At 64.4% G+C, this 21852-nt stretch carries 15 protein-coding genes and 1 pseudogene; 10 read left to right on the forward strand and 6 right to left on the reverse strand.

The annotated features are described in order from the left end of the window. Window positions 1-74 precede the first annotated feature (74 nt). The 6 genes and pseudogenes from E2583_RS05200 to E2583_RS05230 all read right to left on the reverse strand — a co-directional run bounded on the left by E2583_RS05200 (window position 75) and on the right by E2583_RS05230 (window position 7574). Window positions 75-578 (reverse strand): porin, encoded by a 504-nt coding sequence (locus E2583_RS05200; protein WP_367158582.1) that lies wholly within the window; start codon window positions 576-578, stop codon window positions 75-77. 631 nt (window positions 579-1209) lie between these two features. Further along, complete coding sequence (locus E2583_RS05205; RefSeq protein ID WP_291593736.1) at window positions 1210-2469, reverse strand: acyl-CoA dehydrogenase family protein; 1260 nt, start codon at window positions 2467-2469, stop codon at window positions 1210-1212. Window positions 2470-2567: 98 nt separating this feature from the next. Next, window positions 2568-3584: an aldo/keto reductase gene (locus tag E2583_RS05210; protein WP_291593738.1), complete on the reverse strand. Its 1017-nt coding sequence runs from the start codon at window positions 3582-3584 to the stop codon at window positions 2568-2570. 117 nt (window positions 3585-3701) lie between these two features. Beyond that, window positions 3702-5571: pseudogene (locus E2583_RS24655) on the reverse strand (dipeptide ABC transporter ATP-binding protein); the annotation flags it as partial. Then, window positions 5572-6588 (reverse strand): ABC transporter permease, encoded by a 1017-nt coding sequence (locus E2583_RS05225; RefSeq protein WP_003058889.1) that lies wholly within the window; start codon window positions 6586-6588, stop codon window positions 5572-5574. Next, window positions 6588-7574: an ABC transporter permease gene (locus E2583_RS05230; RefSeq protein WP_291593743.1), complete on the reverse strand. Its 987-nt coding sequence runs from the start codon at window positions 7572-7574 to the stop codon at window positions 6588-6590. The genes E2583_RS05225 and E2583_RS05230 overlap by 1 nt, the downstream gene beginning before the upstream one ends. A 358-nt stretch (window positions 7575-7932) precedes the next feature. Here E2583_RS05230 and E2583_RS05235 point away from each other — a divergent pair, with 358 nt between their 5' ends. From E2583_RS05235 to E2583_RS05280, 10 genes are all read left to right on the forward strand, one after another. Beyond that, on the forward strand, window positions 7933-9117 hold the full coding sequence (locus E2583_RS05235; RefSeq protein ID WP_291593745.1) for an LLM class flavin-dependent oxidoreductase: 1185 nt from the start codon (window positions 7933-7935) through the stop codon (window positions 9115-9117). 47 nt (window positions 9118-9164) lie between these two features. Then, window positions 9165-10751: an ABC transporter substrate-binding protein gene (locus tag E2583_RS05240; protein WP_291593747.1), complete on the forward strand. Its 1587-nt coding sequence runs from the start codon at window positions 9165-9167 to the stop codon at window positions 10749-10751. Further along, window positions 10748-12280 carry an amidase gene (locus E2583_RS05245; protein ID WP_051962108.1) on the forward strand — a complete coding sequence of 511 codons (1533 nt, stop codon included), beginning with the start codon at window positions 10748-10750 and terminating at the stop codon, window positions 12278-12280. The genes E2583_RS05240 and E2583_RS05245 overlap by 4 nt, the downstream gene beginning before the upstream one ends. Beyond that, the gene (locus tag E2583_RS05250; protein ID WP_291593750.1) at window positions 12277-13515 is read left to right on the forward strand and encodes an acyl-CoA dehydrogenase family protein; all 1239 of its coding nucleotides are present in this window, start codon (window positions 12277-12279) and stop codon (window positions 13513-13515) included. The genes E2583_RS05245 and E2583_RS05250 overlap by 4 nt, the downstream gene beginning before the upstream one ends. 41 nt (window positions 13516-13556) lie before the next feature. Next, complete coding sequence (locus tag E2583_RS05255; protein ID WP_291593752.1) at window positions 13557-15182, forward strand: ABC transporter substrate-binding protein; 1626 nt, start codon at window positions 13557-13559, stop codon at window positions 15180-15182. Between the two features lie 31 nt (window positions 15183-15213). Next, window positions 15214-16299 (forward strand): ABC transporter substrate-binding protein, encoded by a 1086-nt coding sequence (locus tag E2583_RS05260; protein ID WP_291593753.1) that lies wholly within the window; start codon window positions 15214-15216, stop codon window positions 16297-16299. Then, a complete protein-coding gene (locus tag E2583_RS05265; RefSeq protein ID WP_291593754.1) occupies window positions 16296-17192 on the forward strand; it encodes an NAD(P)H-binding protein in 897 nt (298 codons plus the stop codon). The genes E2583_RS05260 and E2583_RS05265 overlap by 4 nt, the downstream gene beginning before the upstream one ends. A 122-nt stretch (window positions 17193-17314) precedes the next feature. Then, the gene (locus E2583_RS05270; RefSeq protein ID WP_291593755.1) at window positions 17315-20188 is read left to right on the forward strand and encodes an Hsp70 family protein; all 2874 of its coding nucleotides are present in this window, start codon (window positions 17315-17317) and stop codon (window positions 20186-20188) included. A 196-nt stretch (window positions 20189-20384) separates the two neighbouring features. Next, a complete protein-coding gene (locus E2583_RS05275) occupies window positions 20385-21413 on the forward strand; it encodes a tripartite tricarboxylate transporter substrate binding protein (protein ID WP_291593756.1) in 1029 nt (342 codons plus the stop codon). 63 nt (window positions 21414-21476) lie between these two features. Further along, complete coding sequence (locus E2583_RS05280) at window positions 21477-21851, forward strand: DUF2809 domain-containing protein (RefSeq protein WP_019042728.1); 375 nt, start codon at window positions 21477-21479, stop codon at window positions 21849-21851. Window position 21852: the final 1 nt, after the last annotated feature.

Genomic DNA, 21852 nt, shown 5'->3' on the forward strand with positions numbered 1-21852 from the left:
TCATTTTTTGAGGAAGCAGGGTGCGCACCATGCCCGCCAGCAACATGGCACGCGCCCGCCGCTCAAGCAGAGATCTAGAACGCATGGCGCAGACCGATGCTCAGGCTGCTGGCATCCTGCCCATAGCCCACGCCACCCTTGAAGTTATAGCCATAGGCCACGCCGGATCCGTTGTCGATGCGCGTGTAGGCCGCGTAGAGCTTGGTGCGTTTGCCCAGGTGGTGGTTGTAGCCGAGAATCCACTGGCGTGCGCTGCTGCCGGGCACATGGCTCCAGCGGTCGGCGCAGCCGTAGCCGTAGCCCGGGGCGACTTCCGAAGCGCCGGCCCGGTAGACCGCAGTCACGCGTGCCGCATCGGGGCTGCCGCAGTCGGCACCGCCATGGCTGCACAGCGAGCCCGAACCGTTGTCCGAGCGCTGGTGGTAGGCACCGATCTGCGGCGCGTTCCAGATGCAGTGGCCGCGCAGGGCGAACTGCCTGTCGTCACCCAGCTGGGTAAAGCCTGCGCCCAGGGCCAGCGGGCCGCGTTCCCGGTTGGCATAGAGGTCATGGCCGTTCTTCTTGCTGCACGGTGCCAGCCGTCTTTTGGTGCAGCGATGCCTGGGCTTCCACCGTCAGTCCGGCCCAGGCGCAGCCTGCCCAGGCAGCCCGAGGGGGTGACTTCGCTCTGGCGCTGAAAGGCCGGTGCGCCGGCGCTGCCTGTGACGGCACCGGTGTCTCGGCCTCAAGGCCGGATTCGAGCTGAAAGCAGCCCTGAGGATGCCGCCCAGGTCTTCACTGCCCACAAAGCCAAAGCGCGAGTGGTTGTTGAACAGTCTGGTCAGGCTGTTGGCTCCGACCTTCTGGTGCTCGAACGAGGTGTCGAGACGGCCATGGATCTGCACGCTGCCTTGGCGAGGTCGGAAGCTCCGGCGGTGGCCAGAACGGCGAAGAGGAAACGAGACACAGTTGCTGTTTTGACTGGCATGTAGCGAATAGCCTTCGATCTTTGCCATGAAACCTGCACGAACCTGCGCGCTTGCAACAAGGCAGATCCGGTGCCAGCGGACATGCTCCGGTTTGGACTGTGATCTCCTAGCGTTCTGCCCGCGCCTGCGTTGGGCAGCACTGCTGCGGAACCGTTTGACGGACCACCGGTGCTTTTGGGGCAACTTCCCGAGAGAGTCGGATACCTGCTCTGCCTGAGGCCGGCTGCGCGTGTGTGCCGCTCTAGAAGACGCGACCCTCTTGCAGATGGGTGCGTGTGCCATTGAGCTCGTAGTCGCCAACGACCCGTGACTTGTGCAGCAAGGGGTTGTGGCTGAAGATGGTGCGCAGATTGCGCCAGTGCCTGTCCAGATTCAGTTTGCGGGAGGTGGCCGAGGCTCCTCCAACCTCGAACATCCGCTCGGCGGCGTTGAGAGCCAGGCGGCTGACGACGAGCTGCGTCTTGGCCGTAGCCAGTGCGCCCTGCAGCACGATGTTCTCGGTGTCCTCATGCTCCACCAGCAGTGCCTCGGCACCCAGGTCAAGCTGGCGGGCGTTTTCTGCCACCAACTGGTCTATGGCATAGCTGGCTGCGGCCAGCTCTCCCACCACCGCCTGCACAAAATGATCATCGCACGAACGCTCGGCAGGACTGTGCATGGCCGGGCGCCCGAGGTGCAGTACATAGTGTCGTGCATCGCTGAAGAGGTTGCGCACTATGCCGGCTGCAGTGGCCACCAGAATCAGCTGTCGTAATGCCGAGGCATGGCGGCCCGGCAATTGCTCGCGGGAGCTGGGACTGATCTCGTCGTCGTGCACCAGCACATTGTCCAGTTCCACGCTGCCGCTGGCCGTCAGGCGCTGGCCCATGCCGTCCCAGTCGTCGAGCACGCGCACGCCTTCGCGTTGAACGGGTATCACAGCCGTGACGCCCTGCTCCTGCGCGTTGACGGCAAAGACATTGAAATAGTCCGCATAGGCGGTTCCGGTGGCATAGTATTTTTTGCCATTGAGGCGGTGGTGTTCTCCATCGCGCCGCAGTGTCGAGGTGCTGATACCTGCGCGTGCCGTGCCCAGCTCGGTGAATGCACCACCGAACAGCTTGCCTTCCAGCACCCAGCCGATCTGGCGCTGTGCCAGCGGCGAAGGGCTTCGGTCCAGACGCAGCAGCTCGGTCGTGTTGAAGTGAGTGCGCAGTGCATGGGCCACGTTCGAATCGGCTGCTGCGAGCGTGGCGACCACCTCGATGACATCGGCGATGGAGCCGCCGGGGCCGCCTTGCTCGAGACCGATGCGCAGAGCCCCTATGCCTGAAGCACGCAGCAGATCAAAAGCCGCAAAAGGGGCTTCGCGCTGCAGCTCGCGCTGCGCCGCGCCGGGAGCAATGGCTGCGGCGAGCTGCGGCAGACCCGAGAGTATGTCTGTGCGGCCTGGGCGAGCGGATGGCGCTGCAGATTCCTGTGCGGCCGCGGCTTGCCGCAGAGGTGTGACGAATGCATTCATCGGTGATGGCCTGTTTCGGACTTTGAGTGGCAGACGCCACCGTGAAAGCCGGGTCGGGCAGAAGTTTCACGATGGCACCTGCAGAGGCGTCTGCCGGCTTATGCGGCGGCAACGTAGGGAATGCGGCCTTCCACAGGGTGACCGGGGTCGGTGAAGCCCAGTGTTGAAGGATGGCCGGCAGCTACCAGGCGGTTGACCAGGGCTTCGTCCTCGGCAGTGAACTGGTAGTTCAGAGCGCGGATGTAGCCTTCCCACTGCTCGGGAGTGCGGGGGCCGGCAATCGCAGAGGTGATCAGGCGGTTGTTGAGCACCCAGGCCAGAGCAAAATCGACGGTGCTGATGTCGCGCGCGTCGGTGTGCCGTTTGATTTCGGCAGCGATGTCGATGGATTCGGGACGCCACTCGGTCTCCAGCAGGCGCTTGTCCTTGCGTGCGGCGCGTGAGCCAGGATCGGCAGCCTCCAGGCTCGGGTACTTGGCGGTCAGCACCCCTCTCGCGAGAGGGCTGTAGGAGACTACGCCCAGTCCATAGGCTGCCGCCGCCGGCAACTGCTCTGCTTCCGCCGTGCGGTTGACGATGTTGTAGAGCGGCTGGCTGGCGATGGGCCGGTCTATGCCTTCGGCATCGGCCAGGTGCGCCACCTCGGCAATGCGCCAGCCGCGGAAGTTGGACAGGCCGAAGTAGCGCAGCTTGCCGGCGCGGATCAGATCGCCGATGGCGCGGACTGCTTCGCCTAGCGGGGCATCGAAATCTGCGCGGTGAAAGTACAGCAGGTCAATGTAGTCCGTGCCAAGGCGGCGCAGGCTGTTTTCCACCGATTCGATGATCCATTTGCGGGAGGTGCCGGCACGATTGGGGCCTTCGCCCAGAGGGTTGCCGAACTTGGTCGCCAGAACCCAGTCGTTGCGGTCTGCGGCCAGGGCACGGCCCACAACCTGCTCGGTCACGCCCTTTTGATAAACATCAGCGGTATCGATGAAGTTGATGCCCTGGGATTTGGCCCTGGCGATGATCTCATGCGAGGTTTTTTCATCGGTGGGGCCTCCAAACATCATGGTGCCCAGTGCGAGGCGGGAGACTTTGAGGCCGCTGCGGCCCAGATAGCGATAGGTCATGGAGATGGCTTTGATCGGTGGTTAGTGGAGAAAGGAAATCACAGAGGTCTGTGGATGGTGGCAAGCGACCTGGTGGCCGCCTCCCAGATCGGTCAATGCAGGCTCCTGCCTCAGGCACAGTTCGCTGGCCCTGGGGCAGCGAGGATGGAAACGGCAGCCCGACGGCAGGTTCTGCGGACTTGGGAGATCGCCGCTCAGCGGGGCTGCCTGCCGGTGGCGGGATGGGTCGGGCACGGCATCGATCAAGGCCTGGGTGTAGGGGTGGCGAGGAGTGCTCCAAAGGCTGCGGCGATCGGCGCTCTCGACGATGCGCCCCAGATACATGACTAGCACGCGGTCGGCAAAATACTGCACCACGGACAGATCGTGCGAGATGAACAGGTAGGAGAGACCGAACTCGCGTTTCATCTCGACCAGAAGGTTCAGAATCTGGGCCTGAATCGACAGGTCCAGGGCTGATACCGGCTCGTCGCAGACCACCAGATCTGGCTGCAGCATCAAAGCCCGTGCAATGCCCAGGCGCTGGCGCTGGCCGCCCGAGAATTCATGCGGGTAACGACTCAAGGCGCTGCGCGGCAGGCCTACGCGGTCGAGCAACTGCTCCACTTGCCTGCGGCGCTGGGAACGATCACCGAGGCCATGCACCTGCAACGGCGTCTCGAGAATGCTGCCAATGCTGTGGCGCGGATTCAGCGAGGCGAACGGGTCCTGGAAGATCATCTGCATGCGCTTGCGCAGGCCGCGCAACTGGGCGCCCTTGAGCGGCAGGATGTCCTGTCCGTCGAGCGTGATATGCCCTGCAGTCGGTCTTTCGAGCCGCAGCAGGCTGCGACCCAGGGTAGATTTGCCGCAACCCGACTCGCCCACCAGGCCCACGGTTTCGCCGCGTTCCACGGTGAAGGAAACGCCATCCACGGCGCGCAGCACGCCCTTGGGCAGTTTGAAATGGGTCTGAAGATCGCTGACGTTCAGCAGGCTCATGGCAATCCTAGGAAAAATTTGCGTTCTGCGTGGCAGCGGCAGGCAAGGTGACGGGGCAGGCACTGAGGCGCCTTGGTCCGGCATCCATCAGTGGCGGCACGGCAATGCGGCAATAGGCCTGGGTGTGCGGGCAGCGCGGGGCGAAGGCACAGCCTTGCTGGCCGATGGCCGAGGCGATACTGCCGCGAATTTCGCTCAGGGGGCCGTCCTGATAATGCGCTCCGGGCTGCAGCCGCGGCGATGCAGCCAGCAGACCCCGGGTATAGGGATGCAGGGGGTGCTCGAAAAGCGGGCCGGGGCTTGCCTGCTCGACCTCGCGGCCGGCATACATGACGACCACGCGATCGGCCCATTGCGACACCACGCCCAGGTCATGGGTGATCAAAATCAAACCTATGGACAGTTCCTTGCGCAGGCGATCCAGCAGATCCAGCACCTGGGCCTGGATGGTCACATCAAGGGCCGTTGTCGGCTCGTCCGCAATCAGCAGGCGCGGGCTGCAGGCAATGGCCATGGCGATCATCACGCGCTGGCGCATGCCACCTGAGAGCTGATGCGGAAAGTCGTCCACCCGCCGCTGGGGATCGGGGATGCGGACGGTGTCCAGCAGCTCCACGGCGCGCAGCCGCGCCGACCTGGCGGAAAGTCCCTCATGCTGGCGCAGCACCTCGGCGATCTGCCAGCCGACGGAGTAGACGGGGTTGAGCGATGTCATGGGCTCCTGAAAGATCATGCCGATCTCGCGCCCACGCAGACGTCGCATCGATTGCTCATTCAGCTGCAACAGATCGTGGCCGTTGAAACGGACTTCGCCCTCGGCGATACGCGCCGCGCGCGGCAGCAGCCTCATGAGCGCCAGTGCTGTCAGCGATTTCCCCGAGCCCGACTCGCCGACGATGGCCAGGGTCTCGCCAGCATTGACGTAAAAGCTCAGTCCACGCACCGGATCATGCTGCGGGAAACGGATGCTCAACCCGCGTACATCGAGCAAGGTCTGTCCGCTCATTCAGCGCTCCTGCGAAAAACGTGGGTTCAGCGCGTCGTTGAGGCCGTCGCCGATGAGGTTGAAGGCCAGCACGGCAAACACTATGGCCAGGCCCGGCGCGGCGGTCAGATACCAGGCGGTACGCAGCAGCTCGCGCCCCGCGCCGATCATGCTGCCCCAACTGACGACATTGGGGTCGCCCATGCCCATGAAGGACAGCGCGGATTCCAGCAGAATGGCCGAGGCCACCATGACCGAGGAGGTGACGATGATCGGGGGCAGGGCATTGGGAAGGATTTCGCGCAGGATGATGCGGGCATGCGAGTAGCCCAGGGCACGCGCGGCCAGCACAAAGTCCTTTTCGCGCAGCGAACGGAACTCGGCGCGCACCAGGCGAGCCACGGTCGGCCAGGTCACCAGACCTATGGCCATGACGATCGTGCCTATCGCCGGTTGTGCAATGGCGACCAGAACGACCAGCAGGATGAAGCCGGGAATGGTCTGGAACAGCACCACCACGCGCTGCAGCACGTCATCGACCCAGCCTCCGAAATAGCCGCTGATCGAGCCGATACCGATGCCCAGGCTCAGACCGATCAGGGTTGCCGAGATGCCTACCAGCAGCGAAATCCGGGCGCCGTGGGCAATGCCGGCCGCTACATCACGCCCCATGGAATCGGTGCCGAGCAGAAACTGCGAGTCCTGGCCTGGCCAGAGAAAGGGCTGGGCCACCATGTCCAGCGGATCGCCGGGATAAAGCCAGGGGGCAGCCAGGGCCAGCGCCAGAACCGCCAGCAAAAAGGCGCAGCCCAGCATGGCCGTTGGGTTGTGCAGAAAAATGCGCAGTGCTCGATGGCCCTGGCTTGTGCTGCCTGCACTGGCCTCGCTGGTGGTGGTACGCACTGCATCGGGTGCGTGCACATTGGGCCAGGGGGGCGCCGGCTCGGGCGCTGCGGCCTCGTTGCGCGCGGCAGTCGCAGCCGATGTAGCCGCGTTCGGTGCGGTCTGCAGCAGATCAGGTGTGGATGACAGGGACATCAGCGAACCTCGATGCGCGGGTCCAGCCACGCGTGCAGCAGATCGACCAGCACATTGGCGGCGATCACCAGCAGGGAAGAAAGAAACAGCACGCCCATCAGCACATTGAAGTCACGGCTGAGCACGGCTTCGAACGCGAGCCGACCCAGGCCAGGCCAGCTGTAGACGGTTTCGACGACCACGGCGCCGCCAAGCATGCCGCCCAGGTGCATGCCCGCCATGGTCGTGACGGGTAGCAGGGCGTTGCGCAATACATGGCGCAGCGTGATGCGCCAGGGAGAAAGGCCCTTGGCTGCTGCGGTGCGCACAAAGTCCTGGGACTGCACCTCCAGCATGGCCGCACGTGTCAGCCGCGCATAGATGGCGACAAAGAACAAGGCCAGCGAGGTGGCAGGCAGGACCATGTAGCGCAACTGGTCCAGCACGGCGGCCAGACCGCTGAGCTGCGAGCCAATGCTGGCCGATCCGCCGCTGGGCAACCAGCCCAGCTGCACCGAGAACAGCACGATCAGCATCAGCCCGATCCAGAAGCCCGGCACCGAATAGAACAGCAGGGACAGCACCGAGAGCAGGCGGTCGGGCAGGCGACCTGCGAAGTACGCCATGGTTGCACCCAGCGCGATGCCCAGCGTCAGCGCGATGGACAGGGCCAGTCCCATCAGCAGCAGCGTGCTTGGCAGGCGCTGAGCTATCAGAGCCATCACCGGCATGTTGTAGCGCGGCGAGAAGCCCAGGCTGAGGTGGGCGAGGTTGCCCAGATAGGCCTGCAACTGCTGGAGCACCGTCAGATCGAGCCCGAAGCGCGAGCGCAGTGCCGCCAGGGTCTCGGCCGTGGCCGCGCCGGCTTCACCGGCCATGACATCGGCGGCATCGCCCGGCGTCAGCTGCAGCAGCAGAAAGTTCAATACGGCGACGCCCAGCACGGTGGGGACCGCATATTTCGCATTGAACCAAAGCGAGCGTAATAAACGTGGAGTGGCACTCATGGGCAATCGTGTGTTAATCCATGAATGATAGAGGCGTAAATATTCAGTGAAATCTGTTTATTGAGCCTGATTTCTTATATCGATCATTGAAAAATAAATAAGAAAGATTTCATGAGTGAATTATTGGAGAAGTACAGATTATATTTTTGAGATTCTTGTTTATGTTTGAAAAATCTATAGGCGTGAGTATTCGGATTTGCTTGAGGGGCAAGGGCTTGGCATATTTCTGAATATGCAAATGCGAAATTATTGCTAGGGATATCAGAGTCGTCATGTGATTATTGGAAGGCGCTGTGATTCGGTATTTTCATTTCTATAGAAATATCTGCGTCACATATCAAGACCCCATGGCTGATCTATGACTTCTGCATTACGACCTGGCTCTCTCGTGGATTGGGAGAATTTCCCTTCACCTCTTGAATATTCCGAAAGCCCGCTTTCCAAGGCTTTCAATCAGCCGGTTCTGCTCGGCCTGTTTCTGCCCATACAGGCCGGTGGCTGGAGTGCTTCGACCTTGCCGCGCAGCACCGACTGGAGTTTTGACTACAACCGGGATCTGGTGCTTCACGCCGAGAAGCTGGGGTTCGACCTGGTGTTTGCCTTGTCGCAATGGCTGCCCAAGGGCGGGTATGGCGGAGTCTTCAATGGCCAGGCGCTGGATTCGTTTGCCACGACGGCGGCACTGACTTCTGTCACCAGCCGCATCATGCTGATCTCGACCATCCACGTGCTCTACGGACCTCTGCACCCCCTGCATCTGGCCAAGTGGGGCGCCACGCTGGATCACATCTCGGGAGGGCGCTGGGGCATCAATGTGGTGACGGGTCATCGCGAGGTGGAGCACAAGATGTTCGGCTGGGAGCAGATCGAGCATGACCAGCGCTATGCGCTGGCTTCGGAGTTCATCGAAGTGGTGCAGCGCCTGTGGGTCGATGAAGAGAATTTCTCGTTCTCGGGCCGCTCGCCCTGGAGGCTGGGCGGCGGCTTTGTGAGTCCCAAGCCGCGCTATGGCCGGCCGGTGCTGGTCAATGCCACGGGCTCGGAGGCGGGCATCGAATTCGCGGCCAGATACTCGGACCTGATTTTCATCACCAGCCCTGGCGCCTCGGACTTCGCGCGCGCCATCGAAGTGCTGCCCGACCATGCGGCGCGGGTCAAGCAGGTGGCGCGCAACGCGGGGCGATCGGTGCGCACCTTGCTCAATCCCATGGTGATCAGCCGTGAGACCGAGAAGGAAACCTGGGCCTATCACGACGCCATCGTGGCCCATCAGGACCTGCGCACACCCGAGGGCTTCAACAGCCACAAAAGCGATGCCCATGCCTGGAAGGGGCGTGCAGGTCTTGATGCGCCCAAGCGTCGGGCCATAGGTGGAAACATCGAAGTCATCGGCACGCCCGAGCAGGTGGTCGAGCAGTTCGTGCAACTCAAGCGTGCAGGCATTGACGGCCTGCAACTGAGCTTCTTCGACTTCAAGCCCGATCTGGAATTTTTCGGTGATCGCATTCTGCCGCTCATGAAGCAGGCTGGTCTGCGCTTGTGAGCGCCGCCGTTCTGCATCGTCCTTTCTCTTTCTTGCGGATCTCTCCCATGCATACCATTTACAAGCCCATGTTCTGGGCTCTGCTGTCCGTGATGACTGCGGGCGCTCATGGCCAGACGCAGGCCACCCCCGTCAAAGGGGGCACGGTGACAGCGGTGGTCGCCCAGGAACCCACCTCGCTGGTATCGTTTCTGGACACCAAGACCGACAACCGCGATCTCAGTGCCAAGATCACCGAAGGCCTTTTGCGCTATGACGCTCAGTTCAAACCCCAGCCGTTGCTGGCCACATCCTGGAGCATCAGCCCTGACGGCCTCAGATACACGTTCAAGCTGCGCCAGGGGGTGAAGTTCCATGACGGCCAGGATTTCAGCTCGGCCGATGTACGCTATTCGCTGCTGACCCAGAAAAAGCTGGGGCCGCGCGGCCGCATCACGCTGCAGAGCCTGGAGCGTGTGGATACGCCCGATCCCCACACGGCCGTGCTGGTGCTCTCCAAACCGGCGCCTTTTCTGCTGAAGTCGCTGTCGTCGGCAGAGCTGCCCATCGTTCCGGCCCGGCGTTACGGCGATGCCGATCCGCTGGCCAGTCCCAACATCACGGCCCCCGTGGGCACCGGTCCCTTTGTGTTCGATCAATGGGTGCGCGGCAGCCATGTGATCCTCAAGCGCAATCCGAACTACTGGCGCCAGGGCGTGCCCCATGTGGATCGCGTGGTCTTCCGTTTTGTCCGCGATCCCTCGGCGATCTCTGCGGCCGTGGAAACGGGCGAGGCCGATATCGCCCAGAACCTGAGTCTGGCCGATCTCGGACGCCTGCTGCAAAAGCCCGCGCTCAAGCTGGACGCGAGCTATGACGCCTTTCTCAACAATGCGTCCTTTCTTGAATTCAATGTAGAGAATCCGGTACTGGCCAAAGCCGAGGTGCGTCATGCGATCGCCCATGCCGTGGACCGCCAGTTCATCGTCAACAACGTCTACTACAAGCAGGCGGAGCTGGTGAACTCGCCGATTCCCAGGGTGCTCGCCGGCTATTACGACGACAGCAGCTTCAGGTACGGCTTCGATGTGAACCGCGCCAACCAGTTGCTCGATGCTGCGGGCTATCCGCGCCAGGCCAACGGCCAGCGCTTCAGCGTCCGGCTCAGCTATATCCCCGGTGCCCAGTTCAAGCAGACGGCAGAGTACCTGCGCTCCGCACTCAACCGCGTGGGTATCAAGGTGGATATCCTCGATGGCGACCTGCCGACTTTTCTCAAACGCGTCTACAGCTCGCGCGAGTTCGATCTGAACATCAACGGCCTGGGTCGATTGTTCGATCCCTCGGTGGGGGTGCAGCGTATCTACTGGTCCGACGGTATCAAGAACCCGTTGATCTGGATCAATGCCTCGCATTACAACAATCCCCAGGTCGACGAGCTGTTCCGCCAGGCGGCCGTCGAGTTGGACGACAGCCGGCGTGCCGCACAGTTCCGCCAGATCCAGCAGATCGTGGGACGGGATCTGCCCGTCTATCCGCTGGCCACCGTGCCATCGGCGCTGCGCGTGCACAGCACCCGCGTCCACGGGCTCAACAACAGCATCGACCTGACGGCAGGCGACTTCTCCGATCTCTGGCTGGAGCCCCGCAAATGACAGCCGTGAATCCGTCCCTTCCCACGCCGGCCGATGACGGGCTTGAATCCCTGGTCTTTGCCAGTGCACGCGAGCAGGCCCAGGCCCTGGCCGACGGCCGGGTCACGGCCGTGGCGCTGCTGGAGCAGGCGCTGGCGCGCATGGAGCGTCATGAGGCACAACTCAATGCAGTGCCCGTGCGCGCCGTGGCCCAGGCTCGCAGCGATGCGCTGCAGGCCGATGCCGCCTTGCAGCGCGGCGAGCGCAGACCGTTGCTGGGCGTGCCCATCACGGTCAAGGAGAACTTCGACGTGGCCGGCCTAGCCACCACCGTGGGCAACCCCGACTTCCAGGACAATATCGCGCGCCAGGATGCTTTGGCCGTGGCTGCGCTGCGCGCGGCGGGAGCCGTGCTCATCGGCAAGAGCAATGTGCCGCATTCCCTGGCTGATCTGCAAAGCTACAACACCATCTACGGCACCAGCCGCAATCCCTGGGATCTGCAGCGTACGCCGGGCGGATCTTCGGGTGGCGGCGCGGCTGCCGTGGCTGCAGGCTATGTGGCTCTCGAGCTGGGCACCGACATAGGTGGCTCGGTACGCATACCCGCGCATTTCAACGGCATCTTCGGGCACAAGACCAGCTATGGGCTGATCTCCATGCGCGGAGCCGGAGCGCCCCAGGGGCGCTTCAGTGCACGTGATCTGTCGGTGGCCGGGCCGCTGGCGCGCACCGCACAGGATCTGGAACTGGCACTGGACCTGTTGCTGAACCTTGACCCGCTGGAGGCCAAGGGCTGGAAATTCACACTGCCACCGGCGCGCCACCGGCAGCTCAGGGATTTCCGCGTACTGGTGATCGATGCCTGGCCCGGGACCAAGCCCAGCCTTTCCGAGCAGCTCGTCATAGACCGCGTACTCAAAGGACTGAAATCTGAGGGTGTGACGCCGGTGCTGTGGCGCGATCTTCCGGCGGCACTGCGCCCCGACCTCGGGGAGCAGCACCGCACCTATCGCAGCCTGCTGGGCGCGTCGGTGGCGAATCCGCCGCCGCTGTCGCCGGCCCAGCGCAAGCGCCTGGCCGAGTTGGCGGCGGATGATCGCAGCGCCGAGGCGGCCTTGCTGCGAGCGCCCAGCCTGCCGCATGCGACTTGGCTGCAGGACAACGAGCACCGCCATGCCCTGCGCCATCAGTGGGAGCAGCTGTTCACCCACTTCGATGTGCTGCTCAGCCCCGTCGCCCCCACGCCAGCCTTTGCGCACCAGCACCAGGAGCCCAAGGAGGAGCGCCGCTTTCCGGTGGCGTATGCCGACGGCATGCGCCAGCTGGGGTTTCGCGAGCTCTTCAACTGGGCGGGCCTGCCCGTACTGCCCGGCTTGCCGGCGACCAGTTTTCCGCTGGGCCTGGACGACGACGGGCTGCCCGTCAGCGCCCAGGCCGTGGGTCCGTATCTCGAGGACCGCACCACGATCGCCTTTGCCCATGCGTTCGAGCTCGCGCATGGCGGCTTTGTGGCACCGCCGCTTCACAGCCTGGAGGTCGTGGCATGAGCGAAATTGTGCAAATGGAGCGCGGGCATCTCTCGCCTGCCAAGGCCAGGGACCCCGCACCGCTTGGCGTGACCGCGCAGCAGGCACCGGAGCTGGTGGCCAGGGCCGCAGCGCTGGCCGTGCAGCTGGCGGTGCTGGCCGCTGCTCACGATAGCAGCGGCGCACCGCCCGCACCGCAATTTGCGTTGCTGCACGATGCCGACCTGCTGCGCCTGACGATTGCGAAAGAGGCTGGCGGCCATGGTGCGGGCCTGGCGACGGCACGCGCCGTGGTTGGCGCCGTGGCCCAGGGCGATCCCGCGGTGGCGCTGATTCTGTCCATGCACTACAGCATGCATGCGGCGATAGCGCGCTCCCAGCAGGCGGGTTCGGGGGAATGGTCTGCGGCACTGGCGACCGAGCTGATTGCTGCCAGTCTGCAAGGGCCTGCGCTGCTCAATGCAGCCCAGGTGGAACCTGAGCTGGGCTCGCCCTCCCATGGCGGTTTGCCTGCGGCAAGGGCCCGGCGTGTGCAAGGGGGCTGGCAGCTCAGCGGGCACAAGATCTATGTCACGGGCGGGCCGTTGCTGGCATGGATCAGCGTGCTGGCGGTGACCGACGAGGACAAGCCGCGCCTGGGCAGCTTTGTGCTGCCGCGCGGCACGCCGGGCTCGCGTCTGGTCGAGACCTGGGACCCCATGGGCATGCGTGCCACGGTCAGCCAGGATTTGCTGCTGGAAGAGGCCTGGGTGCCCGACCACCATGCGGTGGGCCTGCGCCCGGCCGCTCAGGGCCTGCAGCGCGAGGCGCATGGTATTGCCTGGTATTTCAGTCTGGTGGCCAGTGTCTACGATGGCGCGGCGCGCGCTGCACGCGACTGGCTGGCCGACTTTCTCAATCACCGGCGCCCCAGTGCACTGGGCGGTGCGTCCCTGGCTTCGCTGCCCACGGTGCAGGAGAAGTTTGGCGAGATCGAAGTGCTGCTGCAGGCCAGTGACTGCCTGCTGGACAGCCACGCACGCGCCTATGACGCGGGCTCTGCTCCCGACGGGCTGGCGGCAGTGGCCAAGCATGTCGCCGTGGAAAACGCCGTGCGTGCCGCCACGCTGGCTCTGGAGTTGGCCGGCAACCACGGTCTGGCGCGTCGCAATCCGCTGGAGCGCCATCTGCGCAATGTGCTTTGCAGCCAGATCCATTCACCGCCCAACAACCTGATTCGCAGCAATGCCGGCCGCGCAGGCCTGCAGCGCCGCTAGAGCGCGCTCTCCGTCTGTTTTCCACTCCGACTGCCTTCACCATGTCCGCTGATATCGACTCTTCTCCGGCCTCGCGCCGCAGCTTTGTGCTGGCCGCCGCAGCCTCCGGCCTGTCCTCCATCGTTCCCTCGGTCGGCTGGGCCCAGCAGGAAAAGCCGCAAAAAGGCGGCACGCTGACGCTGCTGCTGTTTCCCGAGCCGCCGACATTGACCACGATTGCACATACGGCGGGTTCGTCAGTGACGATCTCGGGCAAGGTCACCGAGGGCTTGCTGACCTATGACTTCAACCTCAACCCCCAGCCCCAGTTGGCGGTGTCGTGGACCATCAGTCCCGATGGCCTGCTCTACAGCTTCAAGCTGCGCCAGGGTGTGAAATGGCATGACGGCAAGCCGTTCACGTCGGCCGACGTGGCGCATTCCATCGCCTTGCTCAAGGAGTTCCATCCGCGTGGTCGCGCCACTTTTGCCAGCGTCTCAGAGGTCCAGACACCCGATGCGCACACCGTGGTGCTCAAGCTAAGCAAGCCGATTCCCTATCTGATCACGGCGCTGGCGGCCTCGGAATCGCCCATGGTGCCCAAGCATCTGTATTCCACGGGGCGTGCCGATGCCAATCCGGCCAACAATGCACCGGTGGGGACCGGGCCTTTCGTGTTCAAGGAATGGGTGCGCGGCAGCCATGTGATTTACGAGCGCAACCCCCATTACTGGGATGGTGACAAACCGTATATCGACCGGCTGATCGTGCGCTTCATTCCCGATGCAGCGGCACGCACGGCAGCGATTGAAAGCGGGCAGGTGCAAATTGCTCCGAGTTCGCCGGTGCCCTTCTCCGAAGTCGATCGCCTGCGCACCAAGCCCGGCCTGAGCTTCGAGACCCGGGGTTATGAGTACATCAACACCGTTTATCGTCTGGAATTCAACCTGGAGCACGAGGCCTTGAAGGATCTACGGGTGCGCCAGGCCATTGCCCACGCGATCCAGCGCGAAAACCTGCTCAAGGTCGCCTGGTACGGTCAGGGGCGGCTGACCTCGGGGCCGGTCCATCCCGCCCTCAAGAAATTCTATGTGCCTGACCTTCCCCTACTGCCCCATGACCTCAAGGCTGCCGAGAAGCTGCTGGACGATGCCGGGCTGCGGCGCGGCAAGGCTGGTGGCAATTGGCGCATCCGGCTGCATCTGACGCCGATTCCCAACGAGGGCGGCCAGCGTACGGCAGATTTTCTCAAGCAGGCCCTGGGGCGCATAGGCATTGACGTGCAGATCAACGGCCAGGACTTCGCCACTTACATCAAGCGCGTCTACACCGATCGTGCTTTCGATCTGCATGTCAGCGCCATGAGCAACACCTTCGACCCTACCGTGGGCATACAGCGGCTGTACTGGTCAAAGAACTTCAAGCGCGGCCTTCCTTTCTCCAATGGAGCCCACTATGTCAGCCCCGAGGTGGACCGCTTGCTGGAGTCCGCAGCCGTCGAGGTCAACGAGCCGCAGCGCATCCGCGATATCGCCGAGTTCCAGAAGCGCATCGCCCTCGATCTGCCGGACATCACTCTGGTCGCGCCGCATATCTACACCATCGTCGACAAGCGTGTGCGTAACCACACGGTGGGCGCCGACGGCGTGGCCGGAAATCTGGCAAGCGTGTGGCTGGCGGCATCCTGATTCTTTCACCGTCTCAATCAAGGAGAAACGCATGAGTTCCACCCACAGCACGGCGGCTCAGCCGCAATCCCTCTGGTATACCCGCTGCCCCGTGCCGTCCCCGCTGGGGATTGCCGCGCAGCAAGGCTGGCTGCAGTCGGCCTTTGCTGAGCTGGGCATTGGTGTGGAGTCGATTTTCGACTCCAAGGACCGCAGCGTGCGAGAAAGCCATTTCGACCATCATCTGTCATGGTCCTTCCGGCAGGGCGGCAATATTCCCCCGATCTGGGCGCGCGCCAAAGGGCGCGATACCCGGCTCGTCGCCATCACCTGGACCGACGAATTCCAGGCACTGATCACGTTGCCTGGTCGCGGCATTCATGCGCCCGAGCAACTGGCCGGCAGGCGCTTTGGCGTACCAGCCCGCGTCAATGACCTGATCGACTTCCACCGCGCGACGGCACTCAAGGGGCTGGTCTCCGGCCTGTCGCTGGCTGGCCTCAGCCATCGCGATGTGGAGCTGGTCGACCTGGTGATCGAGGAGTCCATCATCCAGGAGCAGGGCACGCCCAGCCTGTTCGGCCTGCGCCGCCGCCACCCTTATTTCCGCGAAGTCGAGGCCCTGGTGCGCGGCGAAGTGGATGCGATATTCGTCAAAGGTGCCGAAGGGGTGTTGGTGGCCAATCTGATGGGCGCCCAGATTGTCAGCGAGTTCGGCTCTCACCCCGACCCGCGTGTGCGCATCAACAATGGCACGCCACGTACGCTGACCGTGGATGCGGCCCTGGCCGGGCAACGCCCGGACCTGGTGGTGGAACTGCTGCGCGTGGTGCAGCGCGCAGGCCGCTGGGCCGAAGCCCATCCCGACGAGACGCTGCGGTTTGTCGCGAGGGAAATCGCCACCAGCGAGGAGGCGATCCTGGCTTCGAATGGGCCCGATGTGCACCGCCATCTGGACATCAGCCTGAAGCCGGAGCTGATTGATGCCATCGGCTATTTCAAGGACTTTCTGCTCGAATGGGGATTCCTTGCCGCTGACTTTTCCCTCGCGGACTGGGTGGACCAGAGGCCGTTGGCCGCCTTGCTTGCCCAGCAGTCCGCTGCTGCCGAGCGGCCCGAGGCGGCAGTCAGCGCATGAGCAAGAGAGCAGAACCCAGAGTTCTGGTCAGTGGTGCCAGTGGGCGGCTGGGGCAGTTGCTGGTGCCGCGTTTGCTGGCACGCCATGCGCGTGTGCGCGTGCTGGTGCGCTGCGCCGCCACGGCACGCTCGCTATGGGGTGATGCGGTGGAGATTGCAGAAGCCAGCTTCAATGAACAGGCCTCCTTGTGCGAGGCCATGCCCGGGGCGGACAGCCTGTTCCTGCTTTCGCCCATAGGCCCCGCGCTGGCCGCGCAGCAGTCGCGCGTGATCGAGGCCGCGCAGGCCGCCGGTCTGTCTCATATCGTCAAGCTTTCGGGCTCGGACTGGACGATAAATCCTTCTGGTCTCTCGCTGTCGGGCGATGCCCATGGCCATGTTGAGCAGCTTTTGCAGGACAGCGGCATCTCGCATGTGGTGCTGCGCCCCAATGCCTGGATGCAGGTGGGCTTGAGCCGGGTGGCCGGCGATCTGCGCGAGGGCGATGCGATCCGTTGCAACCACATCGGCGCCGCTGTGTCCTACATCGATGCCAGGGACATTGCCGATGTGGCCGTGCAGGCGCTGCTCAATCAGAGGCTGGTGCGCCAAATGCGCGAGCGCGCGCCCGGACCGTGGGTGCTGACTGGTGGGCAGGCGGTGGGCGCGCAGCAACTGGCGCAGATCGCCTCGCACCACCTGTCCCGGCCGATTCGGGTGGAGGCGCCATTGCCTGCGCTTGCGCAGGACCCGTTCATTGCTCGGGTGCATGGGCAGTTCTTTGCTCTGATGAGCGAGGGACATGCGGCCGCGGTGACCGATACCGTCAGACTGGTGCTGGGGCGCGAGCCACGCAACGTGGCGGATTTTCTGGCCGAACAGCTGCGTGCAGTGCCTATCGCTCCATTGTCCTGAGCAGGATCCGATACCGCAGGGATGGCGGGCTGCTCGTACCATTTCGCCATGCTTCTTGCATAGAGTTGCTACGATCAAGAATCCGGATGGCGTTTTCCGGGTTCTGCGTTTTTCGGCTCTCTATGAATTTACCGTCTCCCCTCTATGTCATCGGCATCGACCTGGGCACCAGTCACACGGTCGTGGCAAGCGTTGCGCTGGACGGTGCGACAAGCGATATCGCACTGCTCGACATTCCCCAGCGCAGCACGGCAGGCGAGGTCGTGGCCCAGCCGCTGTTGCCTTCGGTGCGCTACCAGGCGGCAAAGGGCGAGCTGGGCGAGGCCTGGCGGCAGCCCTGGTCGCCGCAGGGCGCAGATGCAGCGGCGCCTGCCGTCATCGGCCGCTGGGCGCGAGATCTGGGAGCAGCCGTGCCGGGGCGGCTGGTGGCCAGTGCCAAAAGCTGGCTCTCGCATACCGGTGTGGATCGCACGGCCGCCATCCTGCCCTGGGGGGCCGGCGAGGACGTGGCCAAGGTATCGCCGCTGGCGGCCTCAAGCTCCTATCTGGCCCATGTGAAAGCAGCCTGGGACCAAGCCCATCCCGAAGCGCCACTGCACCAGCAAAGCGTGGTGCTGACGGTGCCTGCTTCATTTGACGAGGGCGCACGTGCGCTGACGCTGGAAGCCGCACAGATGGCGGGTCTGCCGCACGTTCAGCTGCTGGAGGAACCCAAGGCCGCGTTTCACGACTGGCTGGTGCTGCAGGGCGACGGGCTGGACGCGCAACTGGCGGACAGCCGGCTGGTACTGGTGGTGGACGTGGGCGGGGGGACTACCGATCTGACGCTGATCCGCGTGGATGCATCGGCCGACGGCGGCCTGCCCACGCTGACGCGCACGGCCGTCGGCGAGCACCTGATGCTGGGTGGCGACAACATGGATCTGGCGCTGGCCCATCAGCTGGAGACTGCGTTTGCGGCCGAGGCGGGAGAGCAAAACCAGAGACTGTCCGCACGGCGCTTTGCCCAGCTGGTGCAGCGCTGCCGCATGGCCAAGGAGCAGTTGCTGGCGCAGAACGCGCCAGAGCAGATCGGCATTACCTTGCTGGGGGGCGGCAGCAAGCTGCTGTCAGCGACTCAAAGCGTCGCGCTGACCCGTGAGCAGGTGCGGCAGTCGGTGGTCGACGGCTTTTTGCCGGTCGTTCAGATCAGCGATATGCCCGCCAGGCGGCAGGGCGCGCTGCGCGGCTTTGGCCTGCCCTATCCAGCCGATGCGGCCATCAGCCGTCATCTGGCGCAATTTCTCGGCCAGCATGCAAGCGAGGGGCTGCCTGATACCGTGCTGCTCAACGGCGGCGTGTTCCATGCCCATGCCATGGTGCAGCGTCTGACGCAATTGCTGGGCCGGTGGCGCGGCAGCCCGGTGCGCGTGCTGCACAACCCGCACCCGGACTGGGCTGTGGCGCGCGGTGCGGCGGCCTATGGGCTGGCACGCCATCAGGCCGAGCTGGCGGCGGCTCAGATTGCTGCACCCAACCGGCCTGAAGCACAGGCCGGGCAAGCGTCAGCAGTGGTCAAACCCTTGGTGCCGCGCATCGGCGGCGGTTCGGCGCGCAGCTACTGGCTGCTGCTGCCGGGAAAGAAGGGCGAGGCTCCGCAAGGCCTGTGCCTGCTGCCGCGCGGTACGGAAGAGGGCGTGCGCATGGTGCTCTCGGGCCGGCGCTTTGCGCTCAAGCTGGGCCAGGCCGTGCGCTTCAATTTGCTGGCCAACAGCCAGAGCCATGTGCCTGCGCAGGCCGGCCAGATTGCAGCGCTGACCGGCGATGGCTGGGTGGAGCTTCCGCCCCTGGCCACGGTGCTGCCCGCGCCTGATGGCCAGTCTGCTGCCCAGGTCGAGGTGCAACTGCAAGCCTGCATGAGCGAGGTCGGCACGCTGGAAGTGCGCTGCGTGGCCGTGCAGGACGCGGGCCGGTCCTGGTTGCTGCCCTTTGCCGTGCGCGGTGCTGCGGCTTCTGAAACCATCGCTGACAACGAAGATGCACAAAGCGCCGAGGGCCAGAAGCAATCAGATTCCTTGCTGGCCAGGCTACCCGAAGCCGTGGCCCTGGTGGACCGTATCTTCGGCACGCAGGCGCAGGAGGTGACGACCCGGGAAGTGCGCCAGCTGCGCCAGTCGCTCGAAAGAGTCCTTGGCCCGCGCGAGGGCTGGGAGCTGGGCCTGCTGCGTGCCTTGTACGATGCGCTGCTGGCCCGTGCCAGGCGCCGCCGTCGCACCGCCGACCATGAGCGCGTCTGGTTCAACCTTGCAGGCTGGTGTCTGCGCCCAGGCGTGGGGGCGGAACTCGATGGCTGGCGCATAGACCAGGTCTGGGCCTTGTATGGCCAGGGCCTGGGTCATGCCAAAGAGGGCGCCAACTGGACGGAGTGGTGGGTGTTCTGGCGCCGCGTGGCTGCGGGTCTGAACGAGGCCCGGCAGATGGAGCTGCTCGAAGACGTGGCCGGCCATATGCAGAAGGCCGTGCAGCAGAACACGCGCGGCAAATCCAGCCACGGCAGCTATGACGACATGCTGCGCCTGTTCGCGGCCATGGAGGCCGTGCCCTGGCAGTACCGCCAGGAAATGGGGCAGTGGATGCTGCAGCGCCTCAGGCGCGAGGATGAAACCGTGCAGACCTGGTGGGCCATAGGCCGCCTCGCGGCACGCCAGTCGCTGGCCGCCAACGCCCATCGGGTGATGCCGCCCGAGGCGGCGCTGGAGTTCCTGAACGCCACGCTGGCCCAGGACTGGCGCAGGAACGAGACCGCCATGTTCGCTGCCGTGCAGATGGCCCGCATGACGGGCGACCGCGCGCGCGATCTGCCTGATGATGTGCGAGCACGGGTGCTGGAGAAGATGCGCAGCAGCGGTGCCCCCGAGCGCTGGATGGCGATGGTCGAGCAGGTGGTGCAGATGGAGGCCGAGGATCACAAGCGCTGTCTGGGCGACAGCCTGCCGCCGGGCCTGGTGCTGTTGTAAAGAGGCCGAGCCGCTGCGGGTAGGCCGTGTGGCCACGGCATTTGCAGGAGGCAGCCCCTGCCAAAGACGATGGCCGAACAGTGAGTGCCGTTCAGGCCCTCCGGTCAGCGATGCAAGAATGGCTTGTCGCATGGGACGACAGGCCGGCATGGAGGGCTGGCAGCATCCATGTCCACCACCACAGGAAATTATTGCCATGAAGTTTGAAGAAGCTGCGCGCACCGAGACTGCGCGAAACGCTGTTTTTATCTCCGGAACCCGACGTCGCCCGCTACTGCTGGCGGCACTGGCTGCCGTGGTGGCCGCTCCTCTGACGCAAACATTGGCGCAGGGCAGTAACTGGCCTGCCAAGCCGATTACCTTTGTCGTGCCCCAGGCACCGGGCGGTGCCAACGATGTGATTGCGCGAGCCGTGGCGCAGGGGCTGGAGAATTCGCTGGGCCAGCCCGTCATCGTGGAAAACCGCGCCGGTGCCAACGGCAATCTGGGCACGGGCCAGGTGGCGCGCAGCGCGGCCGACGGCTACACCTTTCTGGTGACGGCGCAAAGTGCCTACACCATCAATCCGGCGCTATATTCCAGGGTGCCGTTCGATCCCATCAAGGATTTCACTCCGGTGATGCAGCTGGCCGTCGCGCCTTATCTGCTGGTGGTGAATCCGAACTTCCCGGCCAAGAATCTGGACGAGCTGGTGGCCTATGCCAAGGCGCATCCGGGCAAGGTGGAATACGCTTCTGCCGGCAACGGCACGCTCAACCATCTGTTGGGCGAGATGCTGAAGAAGCAGAAGAACGTGAGCCTGCTGCATGTGCCTTACAAGGGGGCGTCGGCTGCCGCCACCGATGTGGTGGCCGGCCAGTTGCCGGTGACCTTTGGCAGCTTTCCCGGCGTGATGCCTTTTGTCAGCAGCGGCAAGCTGCGCGTGCTGGGCGTGGCCTCCGACAGGCCCACCTCGCTGGCGCCCGAGATCCCCGTGCTGGGCAAGGGCCTGGCCGTGACCAGTTGGTATGGCTTGTTTGCACCGGCCGGTACGCCGCAGCCGGTGGTGGACAAGCTCCATCAGGCCGTGAAGACCGTGCTGGCCAGGCCCGAGATGGCAGAGCGCCTCAAGACTCTGGGCGCCGAGCGCGTGGAGTCCACGCCGCAAAGCTTCAAGGCCATGCTGCCGGCCGAGCTGGCGTACTGGAAGCAGGTGGTCAAGGACTCCGGCGCGCATATCGACTGAGGGGACGACAGCTTGTTGATACATCTGGCCGCTGGCGGATCCTTTCGTCGCTCACGGACGGGGTTGACCCTGCTCATTGTGGCGGTCATCGCCATCGGGCTGGCCTCGCGCCGGGGCTACGTGCCCTTTCCCGCCGTGCTGGGCAACTATCCGGGCGATGCGCTCTGGGCCTGGGTGGTGCTGCTGTGCGTGGCCTGGCTGCGGCCGGCCATCACGTGCGGCAAGCTCATGGCCTGGACCCTGGTCATCGCCTTTGCCATCGAGTTTCTGCAGCTCTATCAGGCCCCCTGGATGCAGGCCCTGCGCGCCAACAAGCTGGCCTATCTGGTTCTGGGCAATGGCTTCGATCCCCTGGATCTGCTGGCCTATGTCGTGGGAATCGGTGTGGGCGCCATGGTGGACCAGCTCTGGCAGAGGCGGCAGCGTCGCCTCGCCTGAG

This window comes from Comamonas sp., from assembly GCF_009360615.1.
Classification (GTDB): Bacteria; Pseudomonadota; Gammaproteobacteria; order Burkholderiales; family Burkholderiaceae_C; genus Comamonas.

Bases quoted from the DNA above. Each gene is read 5' to 3' on its own strand.
- E2583_RS05205 (WP_291593736.1), bottom strand. From the start codon at position 2,469: ATGAATGCATTCGTCACACCTCTGCGGCAAGCCGCGGCCGCACAGGAA.
- E2583_RS05210 (WP_291593738.1), bottom strand. From the start codon at position 3,584: ATGACCTATCGCTATCTGGGCCGCAGCGGCCTCAAAGTCTCCCGCCTC.
- E2583_RS05225 (WP_003058889.1), bottom strand. From the start codon at position 6,588: ATGTCCCTGTCATCCACACCTGATCTGCTGCAGACCGCACCGAACGCG.
- E2583_RS05230 (WP_291593743.1), bottom strand. From the start codon at position 7,574: ATGAGTGCCACTCCACGTTTATTACGCTCGCTTTGGTTCAATGCGAAA.
- E2583_RS05235 (WP_291593745.1), top strand. From the start codon at position 7,933: ATGACTTCTGCATTACGACCTGGCTCTCTCGTGGATTGGGAGAATTTC.
- E2583_RS05240 (WP_291593747.1), top strand. From the start codon at position 9,165: ATGCATACCATTTACAAGCCCATGTTCTGGGCTCTGCTGTCCGTGATG.
- E2583_RS05245 (WP_051962108.1), top strand. From the start codon at position 10,748: ATGACAGCCGTGAATCCGTCCCTTCCCACGCCGGCCGATGACGGGCTT.
- E2583_RS05250 (WP_291593750.1), top strand. From the start codon at position 12,277: ATGAGCGAAATTGTGCAAATGGAGCGCGGGCATCTCTCGCCTGCCAAG.
- E2583_RS05255 (WP_291593752.1), top strand. From the start codon at position 13,557: ATGTCCGCTGATATCGACTCTTCTCCGGCCTCGCGCCGCAGCTTTGTG.
- E2583_RS05260 (WP_291593753.1), top strand. From the start codon at position 15,214: ATGAGTTCCACCCACAGCACGGCGGCTCAGCCGCAATCCCTCTGGTAT.
- E2583_RS05265 (WP_291593754.1), top strand. From the start codon at position 16,296: ATGAGCAAGAGAGCAGAACCCAGAGTTCTGGTCAGTGGTGCCAGTGGG.
- E2583_RS05270 (WP_291593755.1), top strand. From the start codon at position 17,315: ATGAATTTACCGTCTCCCCTCTATGTCATCGGCATCGACCTGGGCACC.
- E2583_RS05275 (WP_291593756.1), top strand. From the start codon at position 20,385: ATGAAGTTTGAAGAAGCTGCGCGCACCGAGACTGCGCGAAACGCTGTT.